This is a genomic window from Neptunomonas sp. (assembly GCF_016744175.1).
In the GTDB taxonomy this organism is placed as follows: Bacteria; Pseudomonadota; Gammaproteobacteria; order Pseudomonadales; family Balneatricaceae; genus Neptunomonas.
In genome coordinates this window covers 48,253-74,892 of the sequence record NZ_JADGEV010000003.1, presented here as the reverse complement: position 1 = coordinate 74,892, position 26,640 = coordinate 48,253, and the positions used below count along the sequence as shown (strand labels likewise).

Genomic DNA, 26,640 nt, shown 5'->3' with positions numbered 1-26,640 from the left:
GATAAAAAAATGCACAAAAAAAGCTTACTATCAGCAAGCTTTACAAGCGTTGCCACCACGGAATCTCTTTTCGCAACATAACGCTCTCGCTTAAAGTATCAAAGAGCTCATTCATCTGTTGATAGTACTCAAACTTAACACCGTCGTTTTCACTCATTAGCACAAAGACAGTGATCGCCTTAGCACGCTTCTTATATAACATGATTTTGAAATCATCGAGCTGATATTGCGTATCACCCTGCTTAGTCGTAACAGTGAGCGTATCTTTATCGATAGTTAGCAAGGTATAGCTAAACTCTTCAAAACCCTTCTTAACACTGGGAAGCCTCACAAGCAGCACCGCAACAAAAATAGTAACGGCTATTGTGCTAGATAATATATTTTCAATTACCGTGACAACTAAAATGAGACCCAGTCCCAACGCCATTTCTAAGCGTTTACCTAAATAGCGATAGACAGCCGTACGGCTACGCTGAAAAACCATGATGAACCCTCATAGATACTTCATTAAAGACTAATACCTACATAATTATAAAAAAGTACCAAAAAGGTAATAAGTATCAACCAATTCTAACGAGAAACCGATAAAACCACGTGGGCTTTTTGATTACGTGCACCACGGTCTCAATTAACTACTAGGAAAAGTCAAAAGCAAAGAGGGAAAGAGTTAAGCATCAGCGGGGGACCCTTTTAGATAATGTGGGATACCCTCAGGAATCTTTTCCCATGATGCTTTAGAACCAACATAGATGTGCATACCAAGCTCAATGTCGGGATCTCCATTCACACAACCTAGTGTAATGCCATGAACGTGACCGTTATAAATACCAGAGACAGTAGAGCCACACACTTTACAAAACTGCAGACCAAAACCATGCTGACCGACATAAGAAGTGAGGAGCTCTTCTCCAGACACCCAACTGAACTGGCCAGGCTCTACTAGCGCATATGCAGATGCTTGTGAGCTAAATGCTTTTCTGCACCTAGAGCAATGGCACGACCGCGCATCACGTAGTTTCCCATCAACTTGATACATCACTTCACCACAAAAGCACTCACCTGTAATCAACACATCTCCCCCCTAAATATCAAAACCGTATTTTTCAAAAACTGGTAATTAGTAACTGATAACAGCAACTTCACACTGATTAAACGTTGCCTCCTGCAGCACAAGCCTTAGCCTAAAGGCCACCACCCAGCAATAAAAAAGGCACCAAAGTACCATGTTGGCTAATGAAACAGCAGCCTATGTTGGTATAGGGTTTTACCACATCTACTATCTAAAATAATGAGTGCCTAATGCAAACATTCTTATCACTTTTCTTTTCTAGCATTTTATTATTTTTTTCTGCTCTGCTAAGCGCTCAAGAAGTAGTTAAAACACCACTACCCACACTGAAAGTTACCGTTATTGCATGGGGAACCGTTAACTGGGAACTACAACATATTAAACAGGCACAGCTTGATCATAAAAATGGCTACGATTTAGTCATCGACCAAGTGGCTAGTTTACCGGCCGCTCGTATCGCTATTACCGCGGGTAATACGGACTTTATCGTCTCTGATTGGCTTTGGGCTTCTGAACGAAATCACAAAGGAGCTAATTTACGTTTTATACCTTTTTCTAAACAAGTTGGTAGCATTATCACAGCACAAGGCCGCAATATTTCAAGTTACTCGAGCTTAAAAGATAAGCGAGTAGGTATAGCAGGAGGCCCTATGAATAAAGGCTGGGCTCTCATGCGTGCAGCAGCAAAAAAAGAAGGGTTAGACCTTCAAAAAGAAGCAAAAATACAGTTCGGAGCTCCACCTTTATTAAGCCAAGCCATGAAAAATGGCCAGCTCGATATACTCGTCACCTTTTGGCATTACGGTGCTCGTCTTGAAGCTGAGGGATACCAAAAACTCTACAGTCTTAAAACCATCATGCGAGATCTCGGCCTAAAAAGTAATGTACCTATGTTGGGTTATTTATATAAAGCTAAGCTGGGAGACCAACATCCAGACCTTGTTACAGCGTTCTATAACTCTGTTAAGGCGGCTAAAGCGCAGCTCGCCGTTAACGACGATGCTTGGATTACGTTGCGCCCACTTATGAAATCTGAAAACGATAAGATCTATCAGGCCCTAGTAGCAGGTTATAAAGCCGGCATTCCTGATGAGCTTGATCAACAACAGATAGAAGATGCGGTTAATTTCTACAATATCATTGATGGCCTTAAACCTTACCCAACAGAATTAACCCTTGATCCTCAACTTTTCCATAAGGAACCTTTTCAAGGTGCTCTTGTTGATAAGGGTAGCAAATGAAAATAGGCAGGATGGGTGATCAGGTAATAGCGTTTGCTTGTTTGCTATCTATTTGGTGGGTAGTTGCCACGATGGTATCCAGCTCCCTATTCCCAGCACCAGCCGAAGTTTTCTTATCATTAAGTAAAGAGTGGCACGAGCAACGGCTACTTGAAAGCTTAACGGTGACACTTAGGCGTGTTCTTATCAGCTTTATTTTTGCTATGGCCATAGGCGGACTACTTGGCGTATTAATGGGACGGTTTAGGTTGGTAAACCGTGTGTTAGATCCCTTGCTCATTATATTGCTAAATATTCCCGCGCTCGTCGTGATTATCCTGCTCTATATTTGGTGCGGCCTTATAGAAGTAGCTGCTGTAGCAGCCGTTATTATTAACAAACTACCTAATGTTGCTGTAACCCTACGTGAGGGAGGCCGCATGTTTGATCATGAGCTTGAGGAAATGTCGATAATGTATGAGTTTAGCTTTCGTCAGAAACTTCTACATTTATGGTGGCCTCAATTGTTTCCCTATATCATGGTTGCTACCCGCAGCGGCTTAGCGTTGATTTGGAAAATAGTCCTTGTTGTTGAACTGCTGGGCCGGTCTGACGGGGTGGGTTTTCAGTTACATTTGGCTTTTCAGTTGTTCGACGTAGCCACCATCCTTGCTTACAGCTTTGCTTTTATCCTTATTGTGCAATTGGTTGAGTGGTTCATATTACAACCATTAGATCGCAATGCATCACGCTGGCAAAAAGGGTGCGGATATGTTTGAGTTCTCTGTCAAAGGGCTAGACCTATCCGATCAAAAAATTCTTGCTGCACTTAACATAAAACTTAATCCAGGTGAGACTCACTGCTTGCTGGGCCCCTCCGGTAGCGGCAAAACATCGCTACTTAACATGATGGCAGGATTACAACAAGAAAACATAGCGCCAAGTACTAAAAGCAAGAGCCACTACCTATGGCTACAACAAGATCCCGACATAGGCTACCTATTTCAACAGCCACGGCTTTTACCTTGGCGCACTATTATGCAGAACTTACAGTTAGTTGAGCCTGATAAAGAGATGGTATTGCATATGCTAGATGAGGTTCGGCTGCAAGGTTATGCTAACTACTATCCCTCTAAAATTTCATTAGGCATGGCAAGGCGCGCAGCACTAGCTCGTTGCTTATTATTAAAGCCTGAAGTGGTATTGATGGATGAACCTTTAACCTCACTAGACCTACCCACTGCGAGAGAAATGAGGAAGCTAATTAAACGTTTGGTGTGCGATCATCCAACACGCAGTATGATTTATGTTACTCATAATTTGGATGAAGCACTTGAGTTGGGTGATACGGTGTCTGTTTTGGGTAATACACCCGCCGAGGTCATCTATAGTAACTCAATAGATAAGGTCTCTCATGCAGAGCTTGAGGCCTTACTCAAACATTAAATACACTAAACATAAGGACCTAATAGCTCAATATTTTTTAGCGTACTTTACTTTCGTATTGCGGTAACGGTAACTTCAATTAAAACATTACCTTCAAGGTTTACACCCAAACAAGCTCGTTGAGGCCAATGTTCAGAGTTGTCACCTAACCAGTTTTTCCAAACTGAATCCATCAGCTGTTTATCAGCCATATTAGCAATATAAACTTGAGCTGAAACTATCTTGCTTTTGTCTGAGTTAAGCTCAACTAAGTTAGCTTGAATGGTATCTAAAGTAAGCTGTGTCTGTTTCTCAATACTCACTGAGGTATCCGAAGATGTAGCAACAGTCCAGACCAAATCTTTATATGCAGATGATTTGCTACGACCATCATAACTCCCACTTTTTCTCTCTATCATTATTGTTACTCCTAACTGCTAACGACCGGTACAATCATTTGTTAACTAACATTTACACATGAGTAACGCCTTCGGAACACAACCCATCAACAACAATGACATAAGTAAAATATTAAATGCTGTTAGGCGCGCAGTTCCATTACTTTTCAGTTTTCCTCACAAATTTAGACTCAGCCACTTCAGCAGTTGTAGTCATGCTATTTTGTTGTAATGCCAGCCGCTTTTCTTTAGAAACAAAAGTATTGGTTTACTCTGAAAACTTCTTAGTCTTACAATATCAATCATCTACTAAATATGGATATCATTGGCGCTGATTTAAGACCAACCCGGCTTATCGAATGGCTGTGTTGAAAACGCGTGAGTTAAAAGCAGTAAGGTGTGGAGTATTTTCATCACTTCTTTATACGAGTTAAGATAACCCAATCACATCAAGAACCATAGTTGTTGAACCAGAAAAACCTATTAACCATTTTAAATAAGGAAAATATTCTGTTTTAACTGCAACAAAACCCTTTGATTCATATAATTTTCTAGCTCTAGGATTGCTATCAATAACATCTAACCTAATAGTTTTAAAGTGGTTTTCCTGAGCATGAATAATAATACTATTTAACAGATCAGAACCTATTCCACTTCCTCTGTAGCTTCCATCAACCACAATGCCATCCATGACCAACTCTTGCGATTTAGGTTTACGCTCAAAAAGACTAAATACCAAGCCAGCCCAAAGCCCATGAAATATGCCAAGCTCTTGCTGTAACGTGTTCAAATTCATACCGCCGGTTAAAGAACCATCATGCACTTGAAACCCAGCCAACCCGACGACTTCATCACCCATAAATGCCACATATGAGAACTCGGGAACCAAGCTCTTTGAAAGTATTGCTATTCGTTTTGCTTTATCAGGTATAGCACATGAAAATTTGGCACCAAAAGCCTCTTCATAAAGCCGCACAACCGATTCGATTTTCTCTAAGGGGCAACCTTTTCTAATCGAAATATCCATAAAAGTACCTGTTTCTTAAATTAACATTCGTACACAGCACACGCTTTTCTTTGCCTCGTCTTACTGCATCGATACGAATAATCATTAGGAAATCTCTAAGTAATGGCCCACGCTCTGCTCCATTATTTCAACTAACTCTCTATCCATATATTGATAATCATCAGGAATATCTAATATTTGAATATCTTTATAGTTAAGTAGCGTCGCAAACTCAGCTTTAAGCCTACTTTTATGCTTTTTTTCCATCACAAAAATAACATCTGACCATTGAATATCTTTGATGCTTACCGTCCTTTTTGCCTTAGGACTTGTGCCTGCTGATCTAACATTAAGCTCGGGGTGATTCTTCCAAACCTGTTCTCCCGTAGGGCTACGCCATTGGTTGCGGCTACATATAAAGAGTATATTCTTCACATTATTATCTCAGTTGGTATGTCATCATGAAATTGTTTTCGGTGTTTAATTAGAGCCATTTCGGTATATGAGCCAGGCCCATGCACAGATAATAAGCTCCATGATAAAAGACCAATGAATAATGAAATTCAACCACCATGGCTGGAAGCGCGCTGGTACATAAAATAAAGCATAAGGCTTATCAATAAAAGGAGAAAACCACCAAATATCACCTACGAAGCTATCAAGTACTATATGTAATACACCTCCTAAGCTAAACACCAAGGCAAGAAATACAAGTTTTGATTGTTTGGCAAAACAGAAACCCAAACTAAAAGCAAAAACCAAGCTAAACCATAGTATTGGCCAATGGCTTATGTACTTATGATGATGAGTCTGCTGATGGTCAATTAGATAAAAATAAGCCATATCAAAATCTGGAGCGATTGCACCGATTGCACCAACAATAAGAACGAGGGGAGTAGTTGCCACACTCTTAAATTGTTTCAGAATGTATTTCGACAATATGTATCCAGAAGGAAGGTGTGCAATAAACATAAAACCTCTCATTATAAATGCCGAGCTCTTATCAATCTTTACCTCCCTTTATAAGGGAACAGATGTTAAGACTTACGGTACATAGATGGATACACTAATAAGGTGAAGAGGTCAGGCGAGTAGCGTTTATCTACAAAAGAAGCCTCCATGCCCTAACTGTATTTATCCCCATTTTTATTAGAATAAACCGTTCATATTAAATATCAACGAGTTACCCCAGTTTTACTTTAATAATCAATCTCTAACAACGATGCAGAACACAGTATTTAATAAGAATATTAACAACTATACTCTGCATACAGAATCGCAATTTTCAGTCTAGGAGCAGCCCTTTAACATGTCACTACGACGCTGCCACTACAGCTTTAAATGTTAGCTTCTTTTTAACAACAAAGCCCATAATGGGTATCACAATAAACAGCAACTGAAGCCCAACAGACTCACTGTAGGAAATAAACCCAGCTACTTCAGAAATTACAATTTTTTGTTGTAGTGCCAACCGCTTTTCATCATGCTGCGCTGAAGTAAGTTTTTTAAATTAACTTCAAGTGTCTGATTTGATTTCCCCGCTCCAGAATTTTTTTTAGTACTCTATTGAGTCTCTCCAGACGAATTAACTACTCCCTTATTAGCCGCCGAAATTTCCATGTCACTCTCCGTTAATATTACTTTGCAGCCTGAACTAAACACACTAAAGATAAGGTAAAGGCATCAAGAGTGAATGAGAAAACCACACTATTACTATCCAGACTCTAAGCCCTACCGCATGATTTGTATGGAAGATCCGTTTGGCATATTCTAAAAATTCACAGCCACAGTTATGAGCTCACTTATAGCGAGAGCGCGTACTAAAGAAGCATAAAATATATTAGAAACAACAATTTAAAGTGCAATATAAGTATTTAATTGCTCTGATTCGACTCCATCAAAAAAACACGGACTGTTTTTTATACCTGTAACACTAATTCCTAAGTATAGAGCTTCAACTCCTTCTTCCTGCCCCCTTCAACTGAAAACCAAGCCTACTTCTCCGCTTTTCTGACAAGGATGCTGTTCAAATCTCTCTACTTTAGTAACTCATTTGGAGCACTTTTCTAGTGGCATTTAAGTGTTACGTTATTTCTATTTATCTAAGCATTATAGGAGCGTATGTAAGGTTATAGACTGCTACTGACTTGAAGGCCCTTACCACGATTAATATTCACAAAAATGTTGAATTTTCCAAATTTTACCCGTAGCGTGAAATTATGTTAATATAAATCACTATTTAATGAAATAGATAATAATAGTTTCATTTTAATAAAAATAAGTAACTTGATAACTAAATAGGAAATACGCAATGGCTATACCTCCCTCGTTAATGGAGCTGCCAATCCGCACAGCAAAAAGCGGGTTTTACAAAGGCTTCAGTCGTGATGTAACCATCACTGCAAAATTTCTCATTGGCGGCTTAGTAATCTGGGCAGTCGCGTTTCCTGAACAATCGGGTTCAATTCTGAATCAGTTTAATACCTTTATCTTAGGTAACTTTGCTACTTGGTATATCTGGGTTGTTGCTCTTTTTGTGCTTGTCTGTAGCTTAATGGCGCTCTGGCGATCAGCTGGAAGGTTAAATTTAGGGAAAGAAGGTGATAAACCTGAGTTTTCAAATTTCTCTTGGTTTTCCATGATGTTTGGCGCTGGCATAGGTGTCGGCATGCTGACTTGGGCTGTGGCGGAGCCTGTCTATCACTTTGGCAACAATCCTGAAGTTATTCAGGGCCTCACAACTGGCGGAGCTGCAGACAATATCCGTAGTGCTTATAAGTGGTCCTATCTTCACTGGGGGCTTGGTGCTTGGGCTTGTTATGCGATAGTCGGTCTGGCGCTTGCATTCTTTAGTTATAGACGCTCACTACCTTTAACCATCCGCTCTGCACTGACACCTTTATTTGGAAAACATTTATCTGGTCCCTTAGGTCATGCCATTGACGTTGTTGCGGTTGTTGCGACTATATTGGGTGTTGCTCAAGCATTAGGTTTTGGTGTTGACCAATTCGTTGCAGGGTTAACTAGAATAGGTATAGGCGAGTGGTTAGTGAATGAACAGGGTACGGCATCATCTGCCGGTATTATTGTTGCTATTGTCATAATTATGGGCGCATCTACACTTTCAGCGCTGTCTGGTGTTGGTAAAGGTATCAAGTGGCTCTCCAACATCAATATGGTGCTTAGTATCCTTCTATTAAGTTTTTTTATTATTTTCGGGTCGACTTGGTTCGGTTTGGAAGCAATAGTCATGGGTACTATAGATTACGCTGTAGCGTTGCCTGAACTAATGTTTCAAGTTTGGAGTGCTGATGGGACCAATGTTGGCGATAAGCTATCAGGATGGCAAGGTGCTTGGTCTGTATTCTACTGGGCCTGGTGGGTTGCGTTTGCCCCCTTTGTTGGCATGTTTCTAGCCAGAATATCTAAAGGCAGAACCATTCGTGAATTCGTATTTGGAGCAATGATTGTCCCTTCTGTCATGTGTTTTATCTGGTTTGCTTGGGCCGGAGGTACTGCAATAGATTTAGAATTGAACGGTGCTGCTAATGGTGTAATAGCATCTGTTCCTGATGGCGATAAAATCTTTGCTATGACTGAATTCATGCTTTCGCCAATGTTAGGCTGGCTGATGGCAATTATGATCGTTATTCTATTACTGACCTATCTTGTTACTACAGCTGATTCGGCGGTTTTAGTAATCAATACTATTAATGCAGCTGGGGACGAAGGACCGAAAGCACGTCCACATATTATTTTTTGGGGTGTAGCCCTAGGAGCGCTAGTAGCAGCGCTACTTCTTGTTGGTGGGCTTAAAGCGATTCAAACTGCGATGGTCATAGGCGCGTTGCCGTTTTCTGTAGTTATGGTGCTGATGTGCTTTTCTCTTATAAAAGCGGTATATCGTGATGGCATTAGAGAGAAACAAGGTATAAAGACAGTAGCTGAAACACAAGCAGTAGCAGCAGTTTCAGGCTAACGAAATGTTCTAAATAACTTACCTGCGTAGCCCAGCCCTAAGGTCTGGGCTTTATATTTTACGCAATAGGTATATTTTGAGCATTATTTTCATGCAGCGTTAACGTCATGTACTCTTAGCAAACGCTTACCCCAAAGCTCTGAAGGTGTATACCAAAAGCCTAAAGCCAACTACAGCACAGCTCCAGCCGCTCTATAAGTTAGCTTCTTTTTAACAACAAAGCCCATAATAGGTATCACAATAAACAGCAACTGAAGCCCAACAGACTCAACTGTAGGAAATAAACCCAACCAAGAAATAAAAGGCACATAACTGATAGCGGTGGCAGAAATAAACCCAGCTACTTGTAGCTCCAATGCAGCTTTACCCACAAAAATAACAGATAAGGCAAATAGTAGCGCCGCGGTTCCCGAGAAAAACTGCTTAAGCGGCAGCTTAAGCGATAATAGGAATATAGCAACATAGATAAGCCCCAAAGCGAGCGCTGCAACACCTGCCCCTAATAAAAGAGGCTCAATTCTTGATGCGGTATCTGAGTAGAGTACCTGATAGAACAAGATTGTCTCTGCGCCTTCACGATACACAGCAAAAAAAGAAACGATGACAATCGCTGATAAGCGCTTCTGATCTAACGCTTGGCCCATCTTATTATGAATAAAGCCCTGCCACTGCTGCATCTCTCGTCGTGCAAAGAGCCATACACTCATATAACTCAGTAAAACGGCAGCAACGAGCAAGCTAAAGCCTTCAATAAATTCACGAGATGAGCCGCTGTTTTTAAGTAATGATTGAAAGATCCATGCGGTTATAAAGCTCGCAATAATAGCAACACCAGCACCCGCCCAAATTAGCGGTATACGGTCGGCCGCGCCAGCTTTACGCAGATAAGCAATTAGTGCAGCAATCACGAGAAGTGCCTCTACGCCCTCTCGTAACAAAATCAATAAAGATTGAATGAATAACTCAGTATAAGTGGCCACTTCTCCTGCAATCATTGGCGCGCTATCTAGCTTCAAACGCAATCCTTCCCATAAGGCCTGTACCTTTTCAGTAGGCTGACCGGATACTGCCGCGTTTATTAGCTGACTAAAAGATAACTCTATTGCGACCATTTTTTCTGCATCAGCTTGCCCTACTGCAAACTCAAGACCTTCTCCCTCAAAACCACCGAAGTATAAGTCAGAAAAACCACTACCAAATCTTAATGCTTGCTCGGGCTGGTATTCCTGCGCCAACACATCACCTTTGCTAAGAACCTGAGCCATCACTTGAGGATAGTCCTGTGAAGCCATACTAAACTGGCTTAATATCAACAGTAGAATCCCTACTAATAATTGCGATTTCATAATTTATAGCATTCCTGTTAAGCGTTTAATATCACGAAGCAAATTCTTAATAGCCTGAGCCTTATCAGCTTCGAGGGTTTGCTCGTATCTAAGGTGGATATATTGCTGAATCACAACCTCGCATGCGGGATATAGCTCATCCGCCAAAGGACGTAAACGTCCTAACCATTGACTAGGACACTCTTCAGGTAAGCATTGCCAATGACGCTTTTTAAGGCCTTTATTCAAATGCAAAAATGCTGCTAATAACGGCTCTTTTTTTGGTCGCCTAAGATTTATTGCAACACCGTAAATCACCATAACTAATAACAAAGCCAACAAACTAACCGCCACGAGCGATTTCCAATCTACTTTACGTATGCCTGATTTTTTCATCAGTTCAACTTGCCGTTCAGGGTTGTAGTTAAGTACCCAGTTCTCCATCCCCTGGCTTAGTGATTTTAACCAGCGAAAACCAGAAATAGCCTGAAGTTTTTCGCTTTCTTTTTGCTTAGATGTGTCCGTTTTATTGATTTTTTTAACAGGCTTATCTGCTGCTAAAGCCGGAGACTTTTTGGGCGCTTTCTCTGGTGCTTTTAACGCAGTAGCCCCAGCTTTTTTAGTGGCTTCAGGCTCGAGAGGAAGTACAAAATCCAACGCTTCTATGCGCTGCCAGCCAGTATCAGCCAACCAAGCCTCAACCCATACATGGGCATTTGCTTGCCTGACAACAACAAAATTTGTCAATGCAATGAGGCTTCCGCCTCTGTAACCCGCGACAAGTCTTGTTGGCACCCCGGCAGCACGTAACACCACAGCCGTTGATGAGGCCAAGTGCTCAACACCACCCGCTTTACCTAAAAAGAAAAACTCATCTAGGCTATGCCTACTTACTGCTATATCCGGTGTTTGAGTGATCTGGTAGCCACCCTCTGCTAAGTGCACTCTTAAAGCATGTATCCGATCACTCGCCTGAGGCCATTGCTTAGCAAGGTCGCGCCCCCACGCTTGTAGCTGTGGGTTGGATTGGACAGGTAATTCTAAATAGCGGACCAGCTCAGAGCTTTTAAGCTCTCGCCCGCCTTGGTACTGTAAATAAGCTTTCTGCTGGTAATTAAATTCGTGATTCAGAGGCCGAATACCAAGCACCTGAAAGTCGGAGGAGATAAAGGTTTCTGCGCTACGCCCAACGGGAAAGTCCAATGCATACATATAACGCTCACCATGAGCAGAAATACGCGCTTCATAGCTAACCATTTGGTCCTTCGTTGACATAATGCGCAACAGCTCATCTTGGTTTCGAAACGCACGAGACAGCAACTTACTACGATTCCCCCACCCCTTAGGAAGACTCCAGTCAATACCATCAAATTTTGAATAAACAGGCCCACGCCAATACAACTTACTTTTGTAAGGAACAACGCCATCAAACTCAGCCACTAACACTGGCTGGTCGCTTTTCTTTAGCCGGCTTATTTGTCCCGCTTGTAATTTTGCAGTTAACCCTTTCTGGCGTTGCTCATGGTCTATCATGAGTTCAATAGGCAAACCCAATACAATCCCTAAATCCCACAGAGGTCCCTGTATACGAGGGACGGTCACAAATAAAAGAGCGACCATAGGTAAAGAAAACATCAGGAATCTTGTAGCTCCATATAACGCTGTCTTAAAGCGAACATGCGCCTTCCATCCCAACAATACAACCAAGTAAAACAACACACCTAACACTAAATAAAGAAGCGCAACCAGCCCTGTAAAATAGAGGCTACTTAACGCTACCGGGATTAACCCAATCGTGGCTAACAACTGATACTCTTGATGGCTTTTAGCCTCTAACCACTTAAAACTAAGCACTAACAGCATGCCACTTATCAAAGCATTACTACTGAACCAACCATGCTGACTAACATATACAGAGCCAGCCCAAGCAGCCAACCCAAGAAGCACAAAGCTATTAATATGCTTATAAGATTTATGCCAGATACCCAGTAGGAAAGGCGCCAACACAAGAAGCGATTGAATCCATACCAAACTGGGAAGTAGCGGCAACAGTGCATAAATTTGAAAAGCAGCAAGCCCTATAAAGGATGATTTATTCAGCGTCAAACTTAACATTTTCATGCTGCCAACTCCGGCATTTTAGCCAACTCAGACAAGCACAAATGGCGCTGTTTGACTCCAAACTCAGGAAGCACTTCTGTGCTAGGAAGCCTTAAACCAAAAATTTTATCTTGCCGGTAAGATTCAAGCACCCAATCTGTCAAACAACAGATACGCTCTTCATATGACAAATCAGACGTGTCATCCCACAGCAGCCAACCAGAAGGGTCGCCCTCTTCACCTTCAAACTCACGCACTTGCAATTGCTCATTACGTGCAAGTGCTCGCCAATGAATACGACGCATATTGTCTCCTGGCTGGTATGTACGCAGCCCAGCAAGAGAATCTACCGCATCATGATGCTGCGCCTGAGCATCACTCATCATTGTTTTTAAAGGAAGCCGCAAACCTGTAGCCGGATATACAAACACCTCAGGTAAAGTGCAAAGAGTCCTTCGGAAAACAAAAAAACCCAGTGGCCAGTCACTTACTAATACAGCCTCAGTCGATGGAACAAGCCCTCTAACATTTGCCAACTGCTGCAAACTGTATTCTTGCTGAGAAGAAGCCGCTAAATCACTGTCCTCATCAGCACCTTCTATCCTTAATTGATAACGCGTTAAACCTTTTTCTTCATTAAGAATCAGACGAAATATGAGCGGTTGCCCTACATGCACAGGTTCAGTATGCTGACAACTTCCATTGATCACCTTCATGTTTCGCAGTCCAAACCAGAAACTAATCAATAAAATTGATATCAGCAAAAACCCAAAGGTAAACAATAAGTTATTACTGTAATTAATGGCTAATAACTGTATTAGAAACAAGGTAATAATCAGAACAACGCCTGATATTGATAGCCGAATACTCAATCTCTTATTCATCGAGGCACAGCCACACTATCCAATATCAACTGACCATTACTCATCGGGTCATTAGCACCGGCCAGTAACTGCAAACGATGCCCCACCACATAAGGAAAAACATTTTGGATATGTCCAGGCAGCAAGTGCTCATCTTGGCTAAGCCAGGCCCACGCTTTAGCAGCATGAAGAACACCTAAGCCTGCGCGCGTAGATAGACCATTAACAAACAAGCCACTATCTCGGCTAAACTTTAATAACTCATACAAATAAGATAATGCGCTATCACTGGATTTAACACGTGTGGCACTCTGCTGAGCCTCCAAGAGCGCCTCACGGCTGATGGCCGGCTTTAGTGATAACATCATCTCTCGGCGGCTCTCACCTGAAAAAAGTGCCAGCTCAGCTTCTTTCGTTGGATATCCCATTTGCAAACGCAGTAAAAACCTATCCAACTGGGATTCCGGTAAAGGAGATGTACCCAGTTGCTCAACAGGATTTTGTGTGGCTATCACGAAAAAAGGCATAGGTAGTGGACGCGTTTCACCTTCTAAGCTCACCTGCTTTTCTTCCATCGCTTCTAACAATGCACTTTGTGTTTTAGGTGTGGCTCTGTTTATTTCATCTGCTAATAATAATTCACAGAAAATAGGTCCTTGTACAAAGCGAAATGTTCCACTTTCACGCTCATAAATAGAGGCGCCAAGTAAATCCGCGGGGAGTAAGTCATTTGTAAACTGTACTCTTTTGTAATTCATGCCTAAAGTTATTGCCAGTGCGTGAGAAAAGACGGTCTTCCCCATTCCCGGTATGTCTTCAAGCAAAATATGCCCACCGGCTAATAAACCGCTTAGGGCCAACTTTACTTGGTGATCTTTACCTAGCACTAGCTGGTTAATTTGTTGATATGCAGCCTGAAGCTCTTCACGAACTTGCAGGTTTATAGGGCTAAATGCAGCCGTCATTGTATGTTTCCTTATAGAAAAACACCTTTGTGTTTTGTTATGACAAAGGTGCTAAATAGATCAAAGAGATTTGAGGAATTTCAACAGGGATTCACGCTCAGCTTTGGGCAACGCCGTAAAGCGCTGCTTAGCTGTTTCTGCTTCTCCCCCATGCCATAAAATGGCTTCTTCCATGTTGCGAGCACGGCCATCGTGCATAAACCGCGTATGTCCATTAACACGTTCAACCATGCCAATGCCCCATAACGGAGCCGTTCTCCACTCATAACCTGTTGCAGAAAAGGAAGGACGATGGTCAGCTAGATTAGGCCCCATATCGTGTAATAAAAGATCGGTATAAGGGCGAATATCTTGGTTATGAAGACGCTTTTGGCGCTGCTCTTCACCTGTTGTAAACTCACTGCGATGGCAAGATTCACAACCAATCGCATTAAAAAGATTCTCTCCTAACTGCACCTCGGGGTTGTCCAAGTAGTCACGCCCCGGCACCGCCAAAAACTCCAGGTAAGTTACTACCTCATTCATCTGAGTCTCTGTCAGCTCAACAGGCGCATCAGTGGTGCCCGATAATGCTTGCTGGCAAACGGATTGTGAAGGGGTGCAATTCTCTTGTGGAAATAATGGGTTAGTAATCCCCATGTCATTGATGGCTGCATCCATTGCTTGGTGTGATAAGGTGGGTGTTTCAGCTTTCCAGCCATATTTACCAACGCGGTAATCTTTGTTCTCGACACTCCAGACACGGTTTGCCTTACCAGAAATTCCGTCGCCATCAGTATCGTGTTCATCTGCTCGCGATAAAATATCTGCATCTGTCACTGCATCCAATAACCCCATGCCAATCATGACAGGTGCTATTCGGGGAGAAACCATAGCCTCTTTACCTAACGGACCATAATTCTGATCAGGAAAGCTATAAATTGGCTTTTCTAGCTCATAAGGTGTGCCGTCCGCATACTGACCCGTGACCAATTCAAAATCGATTTGATAGCTAATTTCTGATTGATGGCCATCAATAGCCTTATCAGCTAGCTGCCCTCCATACACTGGGTGCGGCTTAGGCCCGCCATTGGCATCAGTTCCTGGAACTGAAACACGAAACAACAACCCCTCTAATGCTTGCCCAGGGATGGTGGGCGGCGCAGCACGGCCATCCGCAACATGGCAGCCCTCACAAGACGCCATATTAAAAACAGGCCCAACGCCATCGGCATCGGCCCTATATCCAGAAGCTAATGCTTCAGTAAAAGGTCTTTCAAATACACCATCGCCTGCATCAAACAGAGCAGACAACTGCCAAGGCAAGTTATGTGCTTCCGTTTCAAAAGAGATATCGCCAAACATGAAGTGCGTTAAATCACCGCCCGATAGTGCTTTAGCTGGCTTACTTTTTAAAACATCAATGGGCTTCCAATCATCACCGTAACCATCCAGAGGCTTAATACGTGACTCATAAAATGTGTAAGCAAAAACACCTGAGCAAGCAACAAGAGCTATTAACCCTGTACGCAACAGCCACGTATTTTTGGGCGCATCAGGTAATTGATCCGTGGGGGTGTGACTAACAGCCAGCGAGGTACTCATTTAAAACTCCGTATAGATTAATTTGAAATCTGTCGATGCATTTCATACTGTGCTGTTATCACATCCCCCACGGACGCTGACACAACACAGTAGTTACATTAGTAATTTAAGCGCAGCACATACCCTTCACTTGTTGAATCTTGAGGGTAAACGTAAAGCTCCAGCTCTTGGCTAGCTTTATGCCCATTAACAACATAGGTGCTGGCTGTCTCTTTATTCCCAGCTGTTTCAACCGAAGCACAGCCGGCTATCCAGATTGACAACAAGACTGTTATCAAGCGACGCATTAGCATTCTCCAAAACAATATAAATGATAATGATAATGTATCTCATTATTGATACAATTTACTATATCGATGTAGAATATTCAAACAGATCTTATTTAGCAGTATAAAAGTTGAGGTTAATTTTGTTTAAACGACTTACAGGGCAACCACTTGTCGCAATCACCGCCCTCATGCTGAGTGTTGCCTGCCAAGGAGCCGAGAATACAGATTCACCAAAAACGGCAGCACGTCTTGCAGAAAGATCCTCTACAGAGAACCTGATCCCCATGCTGGATGCTTACTATAGTGAATTAAACAGGCAACTGGACAAGCAGCTCAAAAACCGCAAAAAGAACCCTCAACAACCTTTTGCAAAATTACCCAGTGCTCACATTTCAAACACAGATTACTTTACACCAAGCACACTTCCTCAAAACACCCCCGAAAGCGTGCCGTTTAAGAAAATGCATAGCAGCCTTCCAAAAATGAATTTTCGTGGAGTAACACAAAGCCAAGGTAAAAAAATGGCCTTACTAGAAATTGAAAACCTTGGAACATTTGTTGTTAAAAAAGGCGACAAGATTGGCTTGCAACAAATAGCCTCATCTGGCGCCGTTTTACACATCTTAGAAATTAACGAACTGAATTTAATTGTCGAAACTGGCAGCTATGGCCAACAAATGGTGGTGCAGTAAACATGTTTAAGAAACTATTGATAATCGCCCTACTTCTTTGCTGGCAACCCGCTAATGCGATCACAATCACTCGCGTAGAGTTCAAAGAAGCCAACATCCGTGATGCCGCACGCATACTCGCCACACTAAGCGGCGCCAACATCGCAGTGACACGTGAGGCAAGTAATGCCACCGTCGATTTATTACTGCAAAATATTAAACTCAAGCATGCCGTGGAGATGATTTCTCGGGTATCAGGGCTTTGGTACCGCTACAGCAAAAGCAATAACAGTTATTTGATCATGACTGAAAAACAATACCAGGAAGACATTGTCATCTATCGTGATGATATTATTCGCTCCTTTACCCTCAAGCACCAAAACGTAACAGCGACAGCACTAACCATTCAGAGCCTCTTCGGTGATCGCGTCACCTTAAAACTACAAGAAGATTTGGATGATTTTAGCGGTATCCCTTCTGATTACTTAAAATCTATAGATGAGCAAACGTCTTCCAGTTCTGGGCAAAACAATAATCGCGTAAACATTACCAACAATAACAGCCGCGACAACGGCAATAACAATAGCGGAAACAACAACTACAGCGGCGAAAGCAGCGGTGAAATAACAACCCTACAAAGCGACGACAACATTCAAGCTTCGGTTAGCACAAACACCAAACTTAGTACCACCCAGATGCGAATGCTTAACACCACTCAAGTTAACGCCGATGGTAATGGCAAGAAAATCGGCATAAAAACACCTATTTTTATCGCAACCAACCGAATTCATAACTTAATGTTTGTTCGTACCAGCGACGAACAGGCCTTAAGCGATATTGAGGATTTGATTAAAAAAAGTGATAAACCTACGCCGCAAGTATTACTAGAAACTAAAATATTACGCATCAGCCAAGGCGAAAATTTCAGCCAAGATTTTGATATTAGCTACAACAGTGCCCTAAACACGTCCAATGCTAATTACAAAAGCGGCAGCACATTACAAGAAGTAGCCGATGGAACCGCCACCATTGAACTGGAAGATTTATCATTAAACAGGGTTCAACAACTTGCACATCAACTTGCAGGCTCATCTGTAACCAAAACAGGCTTTAACGGCTTAACTGGTGGCTTCTATGAGTATTACAGCAAATACGTTAATGCCAAAATTGAATTACTCGAAGAGAAGAACATAGCAGAAGTCATTGCCAAACCTATTTTATTAGCATCTAACAACCGCCCTTCACGTTTATTTATTGGTGAAGATCAGGTCATTGCAGTCGGGCTTGATGGCGGCAGCACTACCTCTAACAATAATGGGATCGCTAGCGTTACCACATCAACTGATACCCAACTAGAAACAGAGGTACGAAAAATAGGCAACACCCTCGCACTACTTCCTAGTGTAAACGATGATGGCACCGTCACTATCGATATACTCCAATCGACATCCGCACTCAAAAAACAAGGGATGGACTTCCCTTTTTTCAACCCCACAACAGGCCAGATCGACTCAGTAAAGCTCGATACCGTTGAAGAATCCACACTTAAAACCATTGTTGTTGCCAAAGATGGCCACACCATTGCTTTAGGCGGCATGATTAATCAAGTGGATAGCGACACCAAATCAACCATCCCTGTTTTAGGTGACATCCCTCTTTTGGGTGAGCTATTTCGTACTAAAAAAGAAGTAAAGTCAGACGCGCAATACATAATGCTTATCACCCCACACATTATTGCAACACCAGAAGACGCGGCCAAAAAATCTCGTGAGCTTGAAGAAATAGACTTTGCTCGCCACGAAGATACCGCCACATCAGTAAAGCCGGAAGCCTCTCCTCCCGTTAACATGAGTCATTTAATGCGCCTAAACCGCTATGCAGCTCGTGTTTTACACAACAAGCCAACCACCACCGACATTATAAAAACGCTCCCGGTAAAGCAGATAAAACTGCCTAAAGTTTTTCTAAACAAAAAAATGCACAGCTGGCCTGTTGCTGCATATAAAAGCAACGGTATTTACTTAACCGTTGTACGCATACAAAACCTATCACAGACCCCTTTTACCATTAGCAAAAAAATCCCCGGGCAATGGGTAAGCATCGCTCGCGAGCGCTCAACCCTAGGGCCATTTGAAAACAAAAATAGCAATCAACCCGATAGCAGCTATCTCTTTTTCGCCTCAAAACAGCCTTTTAATCAATCACATAAAAAATATTAGAAATTAATGCAAATAAATCTCATTTGCATATTGACACGAGCCGCCAAAGTAATGATAATCAATCTCATTAAGATTCAAGGTTAAAACAATGACTCATACAGCAACATCTATAGCCCCAGTTGAGCTGGAAAAACATAAAGAAGTACTAGGGAAATTAATAGAGCTGTATGGCGAAGTATTTAGCCATGATGGTTATGGCGACATTAGATTAGAAATGAAAATCTTACGTCGCGGCCAGAAAGAAATCATTATCCATTGCGGCAAGCAACATCGCTTTGTCTTGGATTGTGACCAAGCATTGGTTAATGAGTCTGCATTTAAGCATCTGCTAAAACGTGACTTATTAACCTAAAAGGCTCTTATTGTCCAAGGAGGACAAAAGAGGAAGTAGGCTGCAAAGGATTGCAGCCGAACCGGTCGCCAGCAGTGCTGACAACCAAAGGAAGCGTTTAAATCGTACTGGTTAAGTTGTCACAGTTCCCGCGGGGGGAATCTGCGCTTATGTCAACGGTCTCCAATTTGATTTTAAACTTTAGGATTCACACATGTTTTCCAACATTAAAGCTCTAGAACTTGTTAAAAAATTCAGCACAGTAGAAGTAAACGACATCCAAGACGCTAAGCTACGTACGCAAGCTAAAAAACTAAAATCTAAGCAAGGCGGTTTCACATTACTCGAACTATTAGTAGTTGTGTCAATTCTTGCGGCAATCGCTGGTACAGCAACTATCGCCCTACAGGATACTGATGCCCGTGCATCTGCTGCTGCTCACGTTGCAATGATGGATGAGCTTAACAAAGGTATTCGTACTTTCCGTGTATTGAACAAGAACACTCTGCCTACAAACTTCGACTCTCTTATTCAAACGACGGCTGCTACAGATGGCTCAACAGGTGCGGCTCGCTTAACTGTTTCAGCAATAGAAGATGTTGCTCTACTTGATTTACAAGCTGATGCAGCTGAAACACTAAACTCAGGCGGAATCGATGCACTACGTTATGTAAACGTAGACGCTACATTTGACCCTGCTGATGCTGGAGATTGTTCAGACGTTGCGGCTCTTATTGGTTCTCGTGGTAACGCTGTTGTTCCCGGTAACATCTTCATGTCTCCTGCAGCTAACGGATGTGGCTATACCTTCCCAATTGCAGACCAAGACGCTGTTACTGATGGCTTCCAGTTCACAGCACTTCCAAAAGTAGCCGTTTGGACAGGTGGTTACGAGCGTGTTCTTGGGCAAGCAGGTCAAACATTTGACGCGACGGCTGTTACCACTGATGGATCAATACTTGTTACTGCTGTAGACGGCGCGCCTTTACTAATGGCTGTTGGTATGGGTCCATCATCTACATTATTCAACGCTAATGATTTAGGTGGTATGACCTCTGTACCGGTATACCGTCATGTTTCTGCAACTGAATACAATCGCTTTGTTGGTTTATTTAACATCGGGACTGTACTGGCAGGTGGTGCAACGTGGGAATCAGCAGACCAAGTAGTGCTGACGGCTATCGTTGACGGCGCTGGCGATACCAAAGAAGAAGAGTTGGGTGAATGGGACGGTACTCGTAACACTATCTAATAACCTCTCCATTAGTTAGTGCGAATATCACCCAATCGGGTCGGCTGGTTCCCAGTCGACCCTCTCTTTATTATGCGAGTTTCTTTTATGCTTTATTCACGCATTTTGTTATCACTGAGTTTACTGCTAACCCTATCTTCAACAGTTATTGCAGAAGATGCTTCACATACCGATAGCAACTCAGTTAAGAAATTTGAGACGATAAAGCTCGACAACTTTATCGACAAAAATCAAATCCCTTTAGACATGATTGCTGCTAAAAAACGCGTCATGCTGCCGCCCAGCGCCGTTCAGTTTGATGCAACTCTTCTACAGCCACCTAAGCCTGGGAAGTTTTCACTTGTTTATGATGCCCTCTCTTTATGGCAAAGCGATGCTCCCCTGCCGACGGTTGACCACAGTGCCTTTTTACAAACTGATGATGAGCGGGTCATTGCTGTATATGTCTCTTCTGTAGCAGCCGAGCAATTAAAAGCAATAGCCGCACAAAATATTAAACTCCCACAAAAAAGCCACATTTACGCCATACATATTTACAATTATGCAAAAGGGCCTCGCTTAGTTGTTATTGGGGCCTCCTCAATGACTCAGCAATAGGCCTCTCTATTATGAGTTTTTGGAAACGAAATAAACCAGCGCTACCTGACACACTTGAACACACAACGGATGAAGCGGGTGAGTTATCTAACCCCTTTGTCTTTTCAGGTAACGAAAGCAACAGTGCTCCTTTAAAAGGCAGCAGCGCACACTCTGACCCAGAGCTTGCAGCGGCAGGCTTAACACTTAAAAAGCGCTTCTCACTTCCCTCACTTCATCGGAATCACTCCACACTGTTGGCATTTCAGGCCGGCAGTTTTGGCCTAAGAGGGGCACTAATTCAACAGCAAAAGGGCCAAGCAGTGATTAGTGCGGTTGCTCACTCCCGTACGGTTGATTTTACCCGTGCGATTGCTGATGTATTAGCACAATTAAGTGCAACTCAAAAACGCCTTCCCAAGCGCGCAATCCTGTTAACACCTTCTGTTATTTCAGCTATTGTCGAGCTTCCGGTTAGCCCTCTTCGCCCCCGAGGTGATGAGCAAATGCAGGAGCTAATCCACTGGGAGTTAGAGGGCTCGATTACTCAACAGAATAAGCATTGGATGATAGGTTCAATGCTGGTCGAGCGAGGCTATTTAACCTCGGAGCAACGTGAGGAAGTATTGGTCGAATTAGAGGTTCGTCAAACACAGGGCGGGCCTCAATCACTAACAAGATTTGGTGATTTATCGGTACAACTGGGTTTTATTAACCGTGACCAATTAGAAGAGTGCTTTGCGCTACAAGGTAAGCTCGTTGCTGTTGATGATGACCTCGTTTATGGCTGGAAATCAGCCGAAGCCGAACGCAGCTCACTGAGCGATGAAACACTACTAAGCCAAGAAGACGACAGTAACAGCAGCCATGCCTGGCTAGTGAGTGGTATGAGCAAAACGGTTCACCAACGCTGGCTGGGCGCATTTAACCTCAATCATATTCACTTAGAGGCTTTCTACCCCACCTTAGGAAGCTCGTTTGCCAACCTTAACGTAGAACATGACAACGCTCAGCAATGGCTCTTTGAGATTCATCAAGAGCAATTAGCACTGCTCAGTGGTACGCAAAAAGTCATTACGAGTTTTCAAGCCGTAGGTCGACAAGCCGGCACCTTGCCCAGCGTAGATGAGTGTCTTGATTTAATCGGCATTTTACCCAGTGATATTAGCCGCCTTTATATCAGCGGAGCCAAGCATAATAACCTCTCATCATTGTTACAACCGTTATCTGACGCCCTACATATAGAAATTCAACATGTATCGGCGCCCAAGCCAATAGCACCATTGCCTTTGGGGTTACATGAGGATTTATTACACGGCGTTATTGGAGCTGCTAGCCACTTTTTGCAACTATTACCCGCGAGCCGTGTTAGCCCGATAGGGGCGAAAGAGCATAAAGAAGCACTGTGGCAGAAAGCGATAAAACCACGCAATTTAGCAATCTCTGCTACGGCTGTTCTTGTAATAGGTATGTTCAGTTTCTTGGGGTGGATGCAATGGAACACCCAAGTACAAACAAAACGCCTTAGTGACTTGAACGCTAAATTCGAAAAAGAATCGAAAGTTAAAAAACAGCTACAAGCTATTTACAACGAAAGCCTAAAAACACGCGACAGTATGAATAACACCACACAAGAAACAGCTACCTTAACACAGTTGCTCAAACGGCTTGAAATGGACCGTAGCCATAGAGCTGCCAACCTCCCCCCCCTTCTCAAAGCCATTACTCTGGGAGTCACCCCTGATGTAGCACTACGCAGTATTGAGAAAAAACAAGACCGTTTATTTATTATAGCGGAGGTCAGCTCCCCCACCTCTGGCCAAGAGTATGTTGATGCCTTAACTCGTTGGGTGCGCCCTGTTCACTACCAAGTAGCGAACTCGTCATTGCCACAAAGTGATAACGACGATTACCTCTTAAATATAACGCTCGACTTTAAGCCCGGTCTCACCAAACGTTTATTGGGCTCCCTCAACCAGCGTGAACAATTACTGACCGAGGAGGGCTCACATGCTACAGCTGAAGAGTAAATTTTTAAGCCTCCCCGCCAAAGAACGCAAACAAATTACTATTATTACTTTTTTGGGCATCTTTGGCTGTTATGGCCTGGCTGCTGCTTTTTTATGGGAAGGTATGTTTGAAGCCAAAAAAATGGCCGACCGGCGCGCCAACCGTATTGAAACACGCATAGGAAATTACACTCCGCCTAAAATCGACTCCTTCATTACCCCTAAACAACTAAGTGATGCTAAACAACAACTTGTTAGCGCAGAACAGCGGCTTATCGAGTTTAGCCAGCGTCTCTTGCCTCTGGACAACCCTGAGCCCAGAGAAAATCTCAAACTAGAGGTGACACGGCTAGCGAGCCATCACCTGATAAAAGTCACACAGCTATCCGTGATCAATGATCAAATCCGACCGCTACCTTCCGAGTTAAACGGGCAAGCCTTACGGGATATATTTGATAAGCGCCCTCTGTTTAAAATTCAGGGCCAAGGAAATTTTTATAACTTTATTAGTTTTGTTGAGGGCTTAAACACCCTTACCTACCGTAGTTTCACTCCTCAATTCACTATTGAACGCTCAGAAGACCCAAGCCTATCGAATGAGCTGCTTTTCAACCTTGAACTACAAATGTAGGAAGCCTGTCATGGATGCTCATAACCATATTCGCCAATTAATGGATCAGTGTGTCACTATCAGTGCTTCTGACCTTCACATTTCGGCGGGTTTACCTGCAATTTATAGGATACACGGCAAGATAACGCATACCGACACCCCCTCATACGATGCAGCCCAAGTGGTCGGTATGGCCGATAGCCTAATGAATGATCTGCATAAAGACTTTTTCAATGAGCATATGACATTGGATATGGGGTTTACAACAGACCAAGGGTTTCGTTTTCGTATTAACCTTTATCGCGAAAAAGGCTCTGTTGCCTTAGCTATTCGCTATTTAGATGGCTCTTTAAAAACACTGCCTGAACTTGGCCTTCCCCCACAAATAAACTATCTAACCAATTTGAAAAGTGGATTAGTGTTAGTCTGTGGTGCTACGGGGTCTGGCAAAACCTCAACCCTTACCGCTATTTTAAACGAAATTAACGAAAAGCAAGAAAAGCATATCCTCACAGTAGAAGACCCCATTGAGTTTGTTCATACCAACATTCGCTCTATCGTCCACCAGCGCGAGCTACATACCGATGTCCCTAATTTCGCAAGTGCGGTAAAAGCAGCACTACGTGAAGATCCAGATGTCATTATGGTTGGCGAGATGCGTGATTTAGAAACTATGCGCACCGCCTTAACTGCTGCCGAAACGGGCCACTTAGTTTTTTCAACCCTTCACACAAATGATGCCGTTGGCGTGGTTGAACGTCTTATTGGAAGCTTTCCTGGTAACGAGCAAGCCGTTGCGCGCCAGCGTATCGCTCATGCATTAAAAGCCGTTGTTGCTCAAAACCTTTTACCCACAGTTACCGGCAATGGCAGAGCGGTTGTCGCTGAGATTTTAATGGTAACAAACGCGGTGGCTAATTTAATTGAGTCTGCAAAATCCAAACAAATTTATTCTGTCATGGAGAGTAGCACTCGCCAAGGGATGCAGACACTCGACCAAGCATTAGCGCGCTTAGTAAAACAAAAAGTGATTAGCCTTGAATCTGCTAAAGCGCTCAGCCGCGATAATACTAGCTTCGACAGCCTTATCCGAGGAGCCTAAGCATGCGAGTTAACGATAATACTTTAATCAATGCGGCAGTGCAGGTTGGTTTAGTCGATGCGAATACCTTACCTAATTTGAAAATGTTATCACGACGCCAACAATTACCTTTGCTGGAGTTAATTTGTAAGGAGGGGCTTTTTCCACAAACAGCCCTTTACAGAGCCTTAGCTGAGAGCCGTAACTTAGCGTTTTACGAACGAGAAGATATACAGGTTAATGCGCCTCACTTAAATGCCTTAAATGCTCAAATATTACTCAAACGCTTATTTATTCCCGTAGATATGGGAGAACAGCTCGTAGTATTGAGTAGCGACCCTGATGATAAAGTAGCGCAAGATATCACTCAACGTGCGTTGAATAAGCCCTGTGTACTCGCCTTAGCTAATCCATTGTTAATCGAAGCCCTTTTACGAGAACACTACCAAGAACATATTTCTAGCTTTAATGCGGTATCCATATTTAACGAGATAATGAAAGAAGCGTATTTGCGCCAAGCAACCGATCTACACTTCGAAGCACTAAAAACAGGTATGCAACTACGCATGCGTGTTGATGGACGTTTACAACACTACGACCGCCCTATTGATAAAGCCCTTGCTGATTCATTAATGAGCCGTATTAAAGTATTAGCAGGTCTAGATATAGCCGAGCAAAATATGGCGCAAGATGGTGGTTTTGCTTATGACATTGAAGGGTGGGTAGATACCGCTCCCGTTGAATTACGCGTAGCTACACTACCTACCCGTTTTGGTGAAAGAGCGACCTTACGTATTCTTGGCCAAGGCACCACCAACGCAACCCTATCGCAACTTGGTCTACCTCAACATTTACTACAGCCCATGCTCGAAGCGATTCACCGCCCCTACGGAATGGTACTGGTCTCAGGGCCGACAGGCAGTGGTAAAAGTACAACACTGTATGCATCCTTACGTGAACTTGACGCTGCACGCTTTAATATCATGACAATTGAAGACCCTATCGAGCAAGTCATCGAGGGTATTTCTCAAGTGCAAGTGGCCGACAAAGTCAGTTTTTCCAAAGCTCTACGCTCTTTTTTACGCCATGACCCAGATGTAATGCTTGTGGGTGAAATCCGCGATGGTGAAACCGCCGAAACTGCTGTACGTGCTGCCATGACAGGCCATATGGTGCTCTCGACCCTTCACACCAATAACGCCATAGCGGCGGTAAACCGCTTGATTGATATCGGCTGCCCTTCATATCTCATTGCCAGCACCTTGCTGGGTGTCTTGGCTCAGCGCTTATTGAGACGTATTTGCCAGCATTGTTGCTACACCTACCCAGCAACAGAGAACGATAAAAAACTACTCGCGACAAACAGCACAACTTTGTTACTTAGCAAAGGAAAAGGCTGTTCTCATTGTATGGGCAGCGGCTACAGCGGGCGTGTCGGTATATACGAAACACTGTGGATGGATAATCAATTAGAGCAACTTATACACCAAGGTGCCTCAGAACAAAAAATGTCTGACTACGCACAAGAGGCCGGAAAACTTAACACTCTGTGGGAAGATGCCCGCCAGAAAGTTCTGGATGGCATTACAACATTAGAAGAAGCAAGCACGCTCTACCAGCCCTACTAACGTTAAAAAAACAATCACAGATAAAAACATAATATTAAATGGTAATAATTATCATTAGTA

General features: G+C 43.0%; 25 protein-coding genes and 1 pseudogene. 14 read left to right on the top strand and 12 right to left on the bottom strand.

Going from position 1 to position 26,640, the window contains the following annotated elements:
• Positions 1-40: 40 nt before the first annotated feature.
• Positions 41-484 carry a hypothetical protein gene (locus QZZ55_RS02135; RefSeq protein ID WP_293264824.1) on the bottom strand — a complete coding sequence of 148 codons (444 nt, stop codon included), beginning with the start codon at positions 482-484 and terminating at the stop codon, positions 41-43.
• A gap of 183 nt (positions 485-667) precedes the next feature.
• On the bottom strand, positions 668-1,072 hold the full coding sequence (locus QZZ55_RS02130) for a GFA family protein (protein WP_293264823.1): 405 nt from the start codon (positions 1,070-1,072) through the stop codon (positions 668-670).
• Positions 1,073-1,299: 227 nt separating this feature from the next.
• On the opposite strand from QZZ55_RS02130, the gene QZZ55_RS02125 reads away from it, so the two are divergent.
• The 3 genes from QZZ55_RS02125 to QZZ55_RS02115 are packed head-to-tail and all read left to right on the top strand — an operon-like array spanning position 1,300 to position 3,735.
• Positions 1,300-2,310 (top strand): ABC transporter substrate-binding protein, encoded by a 1,011-nt coding sequence (locus tag QZZ55_RS02125; protein WP_293264821.1) that lies wholly within the window; start codon positions 1,300-1,302, stop codon positions 2,308-2,310.
• The gene (locus QZZ55_RS02120) at positions 2,307-3,068 is read left to right on the top strand and encodes an ABC transporter permease (RefSeq protein ID WP_293264819.1); all 762 of its coding nucleotides are present in this window, start codon (positions 2,307-2,309) and stop codon (positions 3,066-3,068) included. The genes QZZ55_RS02125 and QZZ55_RS02120 overlap by 4 nt, the downstream gene beginning before the upstream one ends.
• The gene (locus tag QZZ55_RS02115; protein WP_293264817.1) at positions 3,061-3,735 is read left to right on the top strand and encodes an ATP-binding cassette domain-containing protein; all 675 of its coding nucleotides are present in this window, start codon (positions 3,061-3,063) and stop codon (positions 3,733-3,735) included. The genes QZZ55_RS02120 and QZZ55_RS02115 overlap by 8 nt, the downstream gene beginning before the upstream one ends.
• Positions 3,736-3,782: 47 nt before the next feature.
• Here QZZ55_RS02115 and QZZ55_RS02110 read toward each other — a convergent pair whose 3' ends face one another.
• The 4 genes from QZZ55_RS02110 to QZZ55_RS02095 all read right to left on the bottom strand — a co-directional run bounded on the left by QZZ55_RS02110 (position 3,783) and on the right by QZZ55_RS02095 (position 6,090).
• Positions 3,783-4,133 (bottom strand): RidA family protein, encoded by a 351-nt coding sequence (locus QZZ55_RS02110; protein WP_293264815.1) that lies wholly within the window; start codon positions 4,131-4,133, stop codon positions 3,783-3,785.
• A gap of 409 nt (positions 4,134-4,542) precedes the next feature.
• Complete coding sequence (locus tag QZZ55_RS02105) at positions 4,543-5,139, bottom strand: GNAT family N-acetyltransferase (RefSeq protein ID WP_293264813.1); 597 nt, start codon at positions 5,137-5,139, stop codon at positions 4,543-4,545.
• Positions 5,140-5,223: 84 nt separating this feature from the next.
• Complete coding sequence (locus QZZ55_RS02100; protein ID WP_293264811.1) at positions 5,224-5,553, bottom strand: phosphotyrosine protein phosphatase; 330 nt, start codon at positions 5,551-5,553, stop codon at positions 5,224-5,226.
• Positions 5,554-5,598: 45 nt separating this feature from the next.
• A complete protein-coding gene (locus QZZ55_RS02095; RefSeq protein WP_293264809.1) occupies positions 5,599-6,090 on the bottom strand; it encodes a metal-dependent hydrolase in 492 nt (163 codons plus the stop codon).
• A gap of 721 nt (positions 6,091-6,811) precedes the next feature.
• Here QZZ55_RS02095 and QZZ55_RS02090 point away from each other — a divergent pair.
• A pseudogene (locus QZZ55_RS02090) lies at positions 6,812-6,942 on the top strand (glyoxalase); the annotation flags it as partial.
• A gap of 487 nt (positions 6,943-7,429) precedes the next feature.
• On the top strand, positions 7,430-9,097 hold the full coding sequence (locus QZZ55_RS02085; protein WP_293264807.1) for a BCCT family transporter: 1,668 nt from the start codon (positions 7,430-7,432) through the stop codon (positions 9,095-9,097).
• A gap of 170 nt (positions 9,098-9,267) precedes the next feature.
• Here the strand turns inward: QZZ55_RS02085 and QZZ55_RS02080 are convergent, their stop codons facing one another.
• The 6 genes from QZZ55_RS02080 to QZZ55_RS02055 form a co-directional block, all read right to left on the bottom strand.
• Entirely contained in the window at positions 9,268-10,443 is a 1,176-nt protein-coding gene (locus tag QZZ55_RS02080; RefSeq protein ID WP_293264805.1) for an FTR1 family protein, read from the bottom strand.
• Positions 10,444-10,446: 3 nt separating this feature from the next.
• A complete protein-coding gene (locus QZZ55_RS02075; RefSeq protein WP_293264803.1) occupies positions 10,447-12,543 on the bottom strand; it encodes a DUF3488 and transglutaminase-like domain-containing protein in 2,097 nt (698 codons plus the stop codon).
• The gene (locus QZZ55_RS02070) at positions 12,540-13,406 is read right to left on the bottom strand and encodes a DUF58 domain-containing protein (protein WP_293264801.1); all 867 of its coding nucleotides are present in this window, start codon (positions 13,404-13,406) and stop codon (positions 12,540-12,542) included. Before QZZ55_RS02070 ends, QZZ55_RS02075 begins: the two co-directional genes overlap by 4 nt.
• Positions 13,403-14,350: an AAA family ATPase gene (locus tag QZZ55_RS02065; RefSeq protein WP_293264799.1), complete on the bottom strand. Its 948-nt coding sequence runs from the start codon at positions 14,348-14,350 to the stop codon at positions 13,403-13,405. Before QZZ55_RS02065 ends, QZZ55_RS02070 begins: the two co-directional genes overlap by 4 nt.
• 60 nt (positions 14,351-14,410) lie before the next feature.
• Positions 14,411-15,934, bottom strand: coding sequence for a di-heme oxidoredictase family protein (locus QZZ55_RS02060; protein ID WP_293264797.1), 1,524 nt, complete (start codon positions 15,932-15,934; stop codon positions 14,411-14,413).
• A 98-nt stretch (positions 15,935-16,032) separates the two neighbouring features.
• Positions 16,033-16,221, bottom strand: coding sequence for a hypothetical protein (locus tag QZZ55_RS02055; protein WP_293264795.1), 189 nt, complete (start codon positions 16,219-16,221; stop codon positions 16,033-16,035).
• 122 nt (positions 16,222-16,343) lie between these two features.
• Between QZZ55_RS02055 and QZZ55_RS02050 the strand changes: the two genes are divergently transcribed.
• The 9 genes from QZZ55_RS02050 to QZZ55_RS02010 all read left to right on the top strand — a co-directional run bounded on the left by QZZ55_RS02050 (position 16,344) and on the right by QZZ55_RS02010 (position 26,580).
• A complete protein-coding gene (locus tag QZZ55_RS02050) occupies positions 16,344-16,895 on the top strand; it encodes a hypothetical protein (protein WP_293264793.1) in 552 nt (183 codons plus the stop codon).
• Positions 16,896-16,897: 2 nt separating this feature from the next.
• A complete protein-coding gene (locus QZZ55_RS02045) occupies positions 16,898-19,093 on the top strand; it encodes a hypothetical protein (protein ID WP_293264791.1) in 2,196 nt (731 codons plus the stop codon).
• An 88-nt stretch (positions 19,094-19,181) separates the two neighbouring features.
• Positions 19,182-19,445 carry a hypothetical protein gene (locus tag QZZ55_RS02040; RefSeq protein WP_293264789.1) on the top strand — a complete coding sequence of 88 codons (264 nt, stop codon included), beginning with the start codon at positions 19,182-19,184 and terminating at the stop codon, positions 19,443-19,445.
• Positions 19,446-19,638: 193 nt separating this feature from the next.
• Positions 19,639-20,676, top strand: a complete 1,038-nt coding sequence (locus tag QZZ55_RS02035; protein WP_293264787.1) for a prepilin-type N-terminal cleavage/methylation domain-containing protein — start codon at positions 19,639-19,641, stop codon at positions 20,674-20,676.
• Positions 20,677-20,763: 87 nt separating this feature from the next.
• A complete protein-coding gene (locus tag QZZ55_RS02030) occupies positions 20,764-21,273 on the top strand; it encodes a hypothetical protein (protein WP_293264785.1) in 510 nt (169 codons plus the stop codon).
• A gap of 11 nt (positions 21,274-21,284) precedes the next feature.
• Positions 21,285-23,282, top strand: coding sequence for a hypothetical protein (locus QZZ55_RS02025; RefSeq protein WP_293264783.1), 1,998 nt, complete (start codon positions 21,285-21,287; stop codon positions 23,280-23,282).
• On the top strand, positions 23,263-23,892 hold the full coding sequence (locus tag QZZ55_RS02020; protein WP_293264781.1) for a hypothetical protein: 630 nt from the start codon (positions 23,263-23,265) through the stop codon (positions 23,890-23,892). The genes QZZ55_RS02025 and QZZ55_RS02020 overlap by 20 nt, the downstream gene beginning before the upstream one ends.
• Positions 23,893-23,902: 10 nt before the next feature.
• Positions 23,903-24,973, top strand: coding sequence for a PilT/PilU family type 4a pilus ATPase (locus QZZ55_RS02015; RefSeq protein ID WP_293264779.1), 1,071 nt, complete (start codon positions 23,903-23,905; stop codon positions 24,971-24,973).
• 2 nt (positions 24,974-24,975) lie between these two features.
• Positions 24,976-26,580, top strand: coding sequence for a GspE/PulE family protein (locus QZZ55_RS02010; RefSeq protein ID WP_293264777.1), 1,605 nt, complete (start codon positions 24,976-24,978; stop codon positions 26,578-26,580).
• The last annotated feature ends 60 nt before the right edge of the window (positions 26,581-26,640 follow it).

Bases quoted from the DNA above. Each gene is read 5' to 3' on its own strand.
- QZZ55_RS02125 (WP_293264821.1), top strand. From the start codon at position 1,300: ATGCAAACATTCTTATCACTTTTCTTTTCTAGCATTTTATTATTTTTT.
- QZZ55_RS02065 (WP_293264799.1), bottom strand. From the start codon at position 14,350: ATGACGGCTGCATTTAGCCCTATAAACCTGCAAGTTCGTGAAGAGCTT.
- QZZ55_RS02015 (WP_293264779.1), top strand. From the start codon at position 23,903: ATGGATGCTCATAACCATATTCGCCAATTAATGGATCAGTGTGTCACT.
- QZZ55_RS02135 (WP_293264824.1), bottom strand. From the start codon at position 484: ATGGTTTTTCAGCGTAGCCGTACGGCTGTCTATCGCTATTTAGGTAAA.
- QZZ55_RS02085 (WP_293264807.1), top strand. From the start codon at position 7,430: ATGGCTATACCTCCCTCGTTAATGGAGCTGCCAATCCGCACAGCAAAA.
- QZZ55_RS02045 (WP_293264791.1), top strand. From the start codon at position 16,898: ATGTTTAAGAAACTATTGATAATCGCCCTACTTCTTTGCTGGCAACCC.
- QZZ55_RS02060 (WP_293264797.1), bottom strand. From the start codon at position 15,934: ATGAGTACCTCGCTGGCTGTTAGTCACACCCCCACGGATCAATTACCT.
- QZZ55_RS02115 (WP_293264817.1), top strand. From the start codon at position 3,061: ATGTTTGAGTTCTCTGTCAAAGGGCTAGACCTATCCGATCAAAAAATT.
- QZZ55_RS02010 (WP_293264777.1), top strand. From the start codon at position 24,976: ATGCGAGTTAACGATAATACTTTAATCAATGCGGCAGTGCAGGTTGGT.
- QZZ55_RS02075 (WP_293264803.1), bottom strand. From the start codon at position 12,543: ATGAAAATGTTAAGTTTGACGCTGAATAAATCATCCTTTATAGGGCTT.
- QZZ55_RS02025 (WP_293264783.1), top strand. From the start codon at position 21,285: ATGAGTTTTTGGAAACGAAATAAACCAGCGCTACCTGACACACTTGAA.
- QZZ55_RS02095 (WP_293264809.1), bottom strand. From the start codon at position 6,090: ATGTTTATTGCACACCTTCCTTCTGGATACATATTGTCGAAATACATT.
- QZZ55_RS02080 (WP_293264805.1), bottom strand. From the start codon at position 10,443: ATGAAATCGCAATTATTAGTAGGGATTCTACTGTTGATATTAAGCCAG.
- QZZ55_RS02020 (WP_293264781.1), top strand. From the start codon at position 23,263: ATGCTACAGCTGAAGAGTAAATTTTTAAGCCTCCCCGCCAAAGAACGC.
- QZZ55_RS02055 (WP_293264795.1), bottom strand. From the start codon at position 16,221: ATGCGTCGCTTGATAACAGTCTTGTTGTCAATCTGGATAGCCGGCTGT.
- QZZ55_RS02110 (WP_293264815.1), bottom strand. From the start codon at position 4,133: ATGATAGAGAGAAAAAGTGGGAGTTATGATGGTCGTAGCAAATCATCT.
- QZZ55_RS02030 (WP_293264785.1), top strand. From the start codon at position 20,764: ATGCTTTATTCACGCATTTTGTTATCACTGAGTTTACTGCTAACCCTA.
- QZZ55_RS02105 (WP_293264813.1), bottom strand. From the start codon at position 5,139: ATGGATATTTCGATTAGAAAAGGTTGCCCCTTAGAGAAAATCGAATCG.
- QZZ55_RS02035 (WP_293264787.1), top strand. From the start codon at position 19,639: ATGTTTTCCAACATTAAAGCTCTAGAACTTGTTAAAAAATTCAGCACA.
- QZZ55_RS02070 (WP_293264801.1), bottom strand. From the start codon at position 13,406: ATGAATAAGAGATTGAGTATTCGGCTATCAATATCAGGCGTTGTTCTG.
- QZZ55_RS02120 (WP_293264819.1), top strand. From the start codon at position 2,307: ATGAAAATAGGCAGGATGGGTGATCAGGTAATAGCGTTTGCTTGTTTG.
- QZZ55_RS02040 (WP_293264789.1), top strand. From the start codon at position 19,182: ATGACTCATACAGCAACATCTATAGCCCCAGTTGAGCTGGAAAAACAT.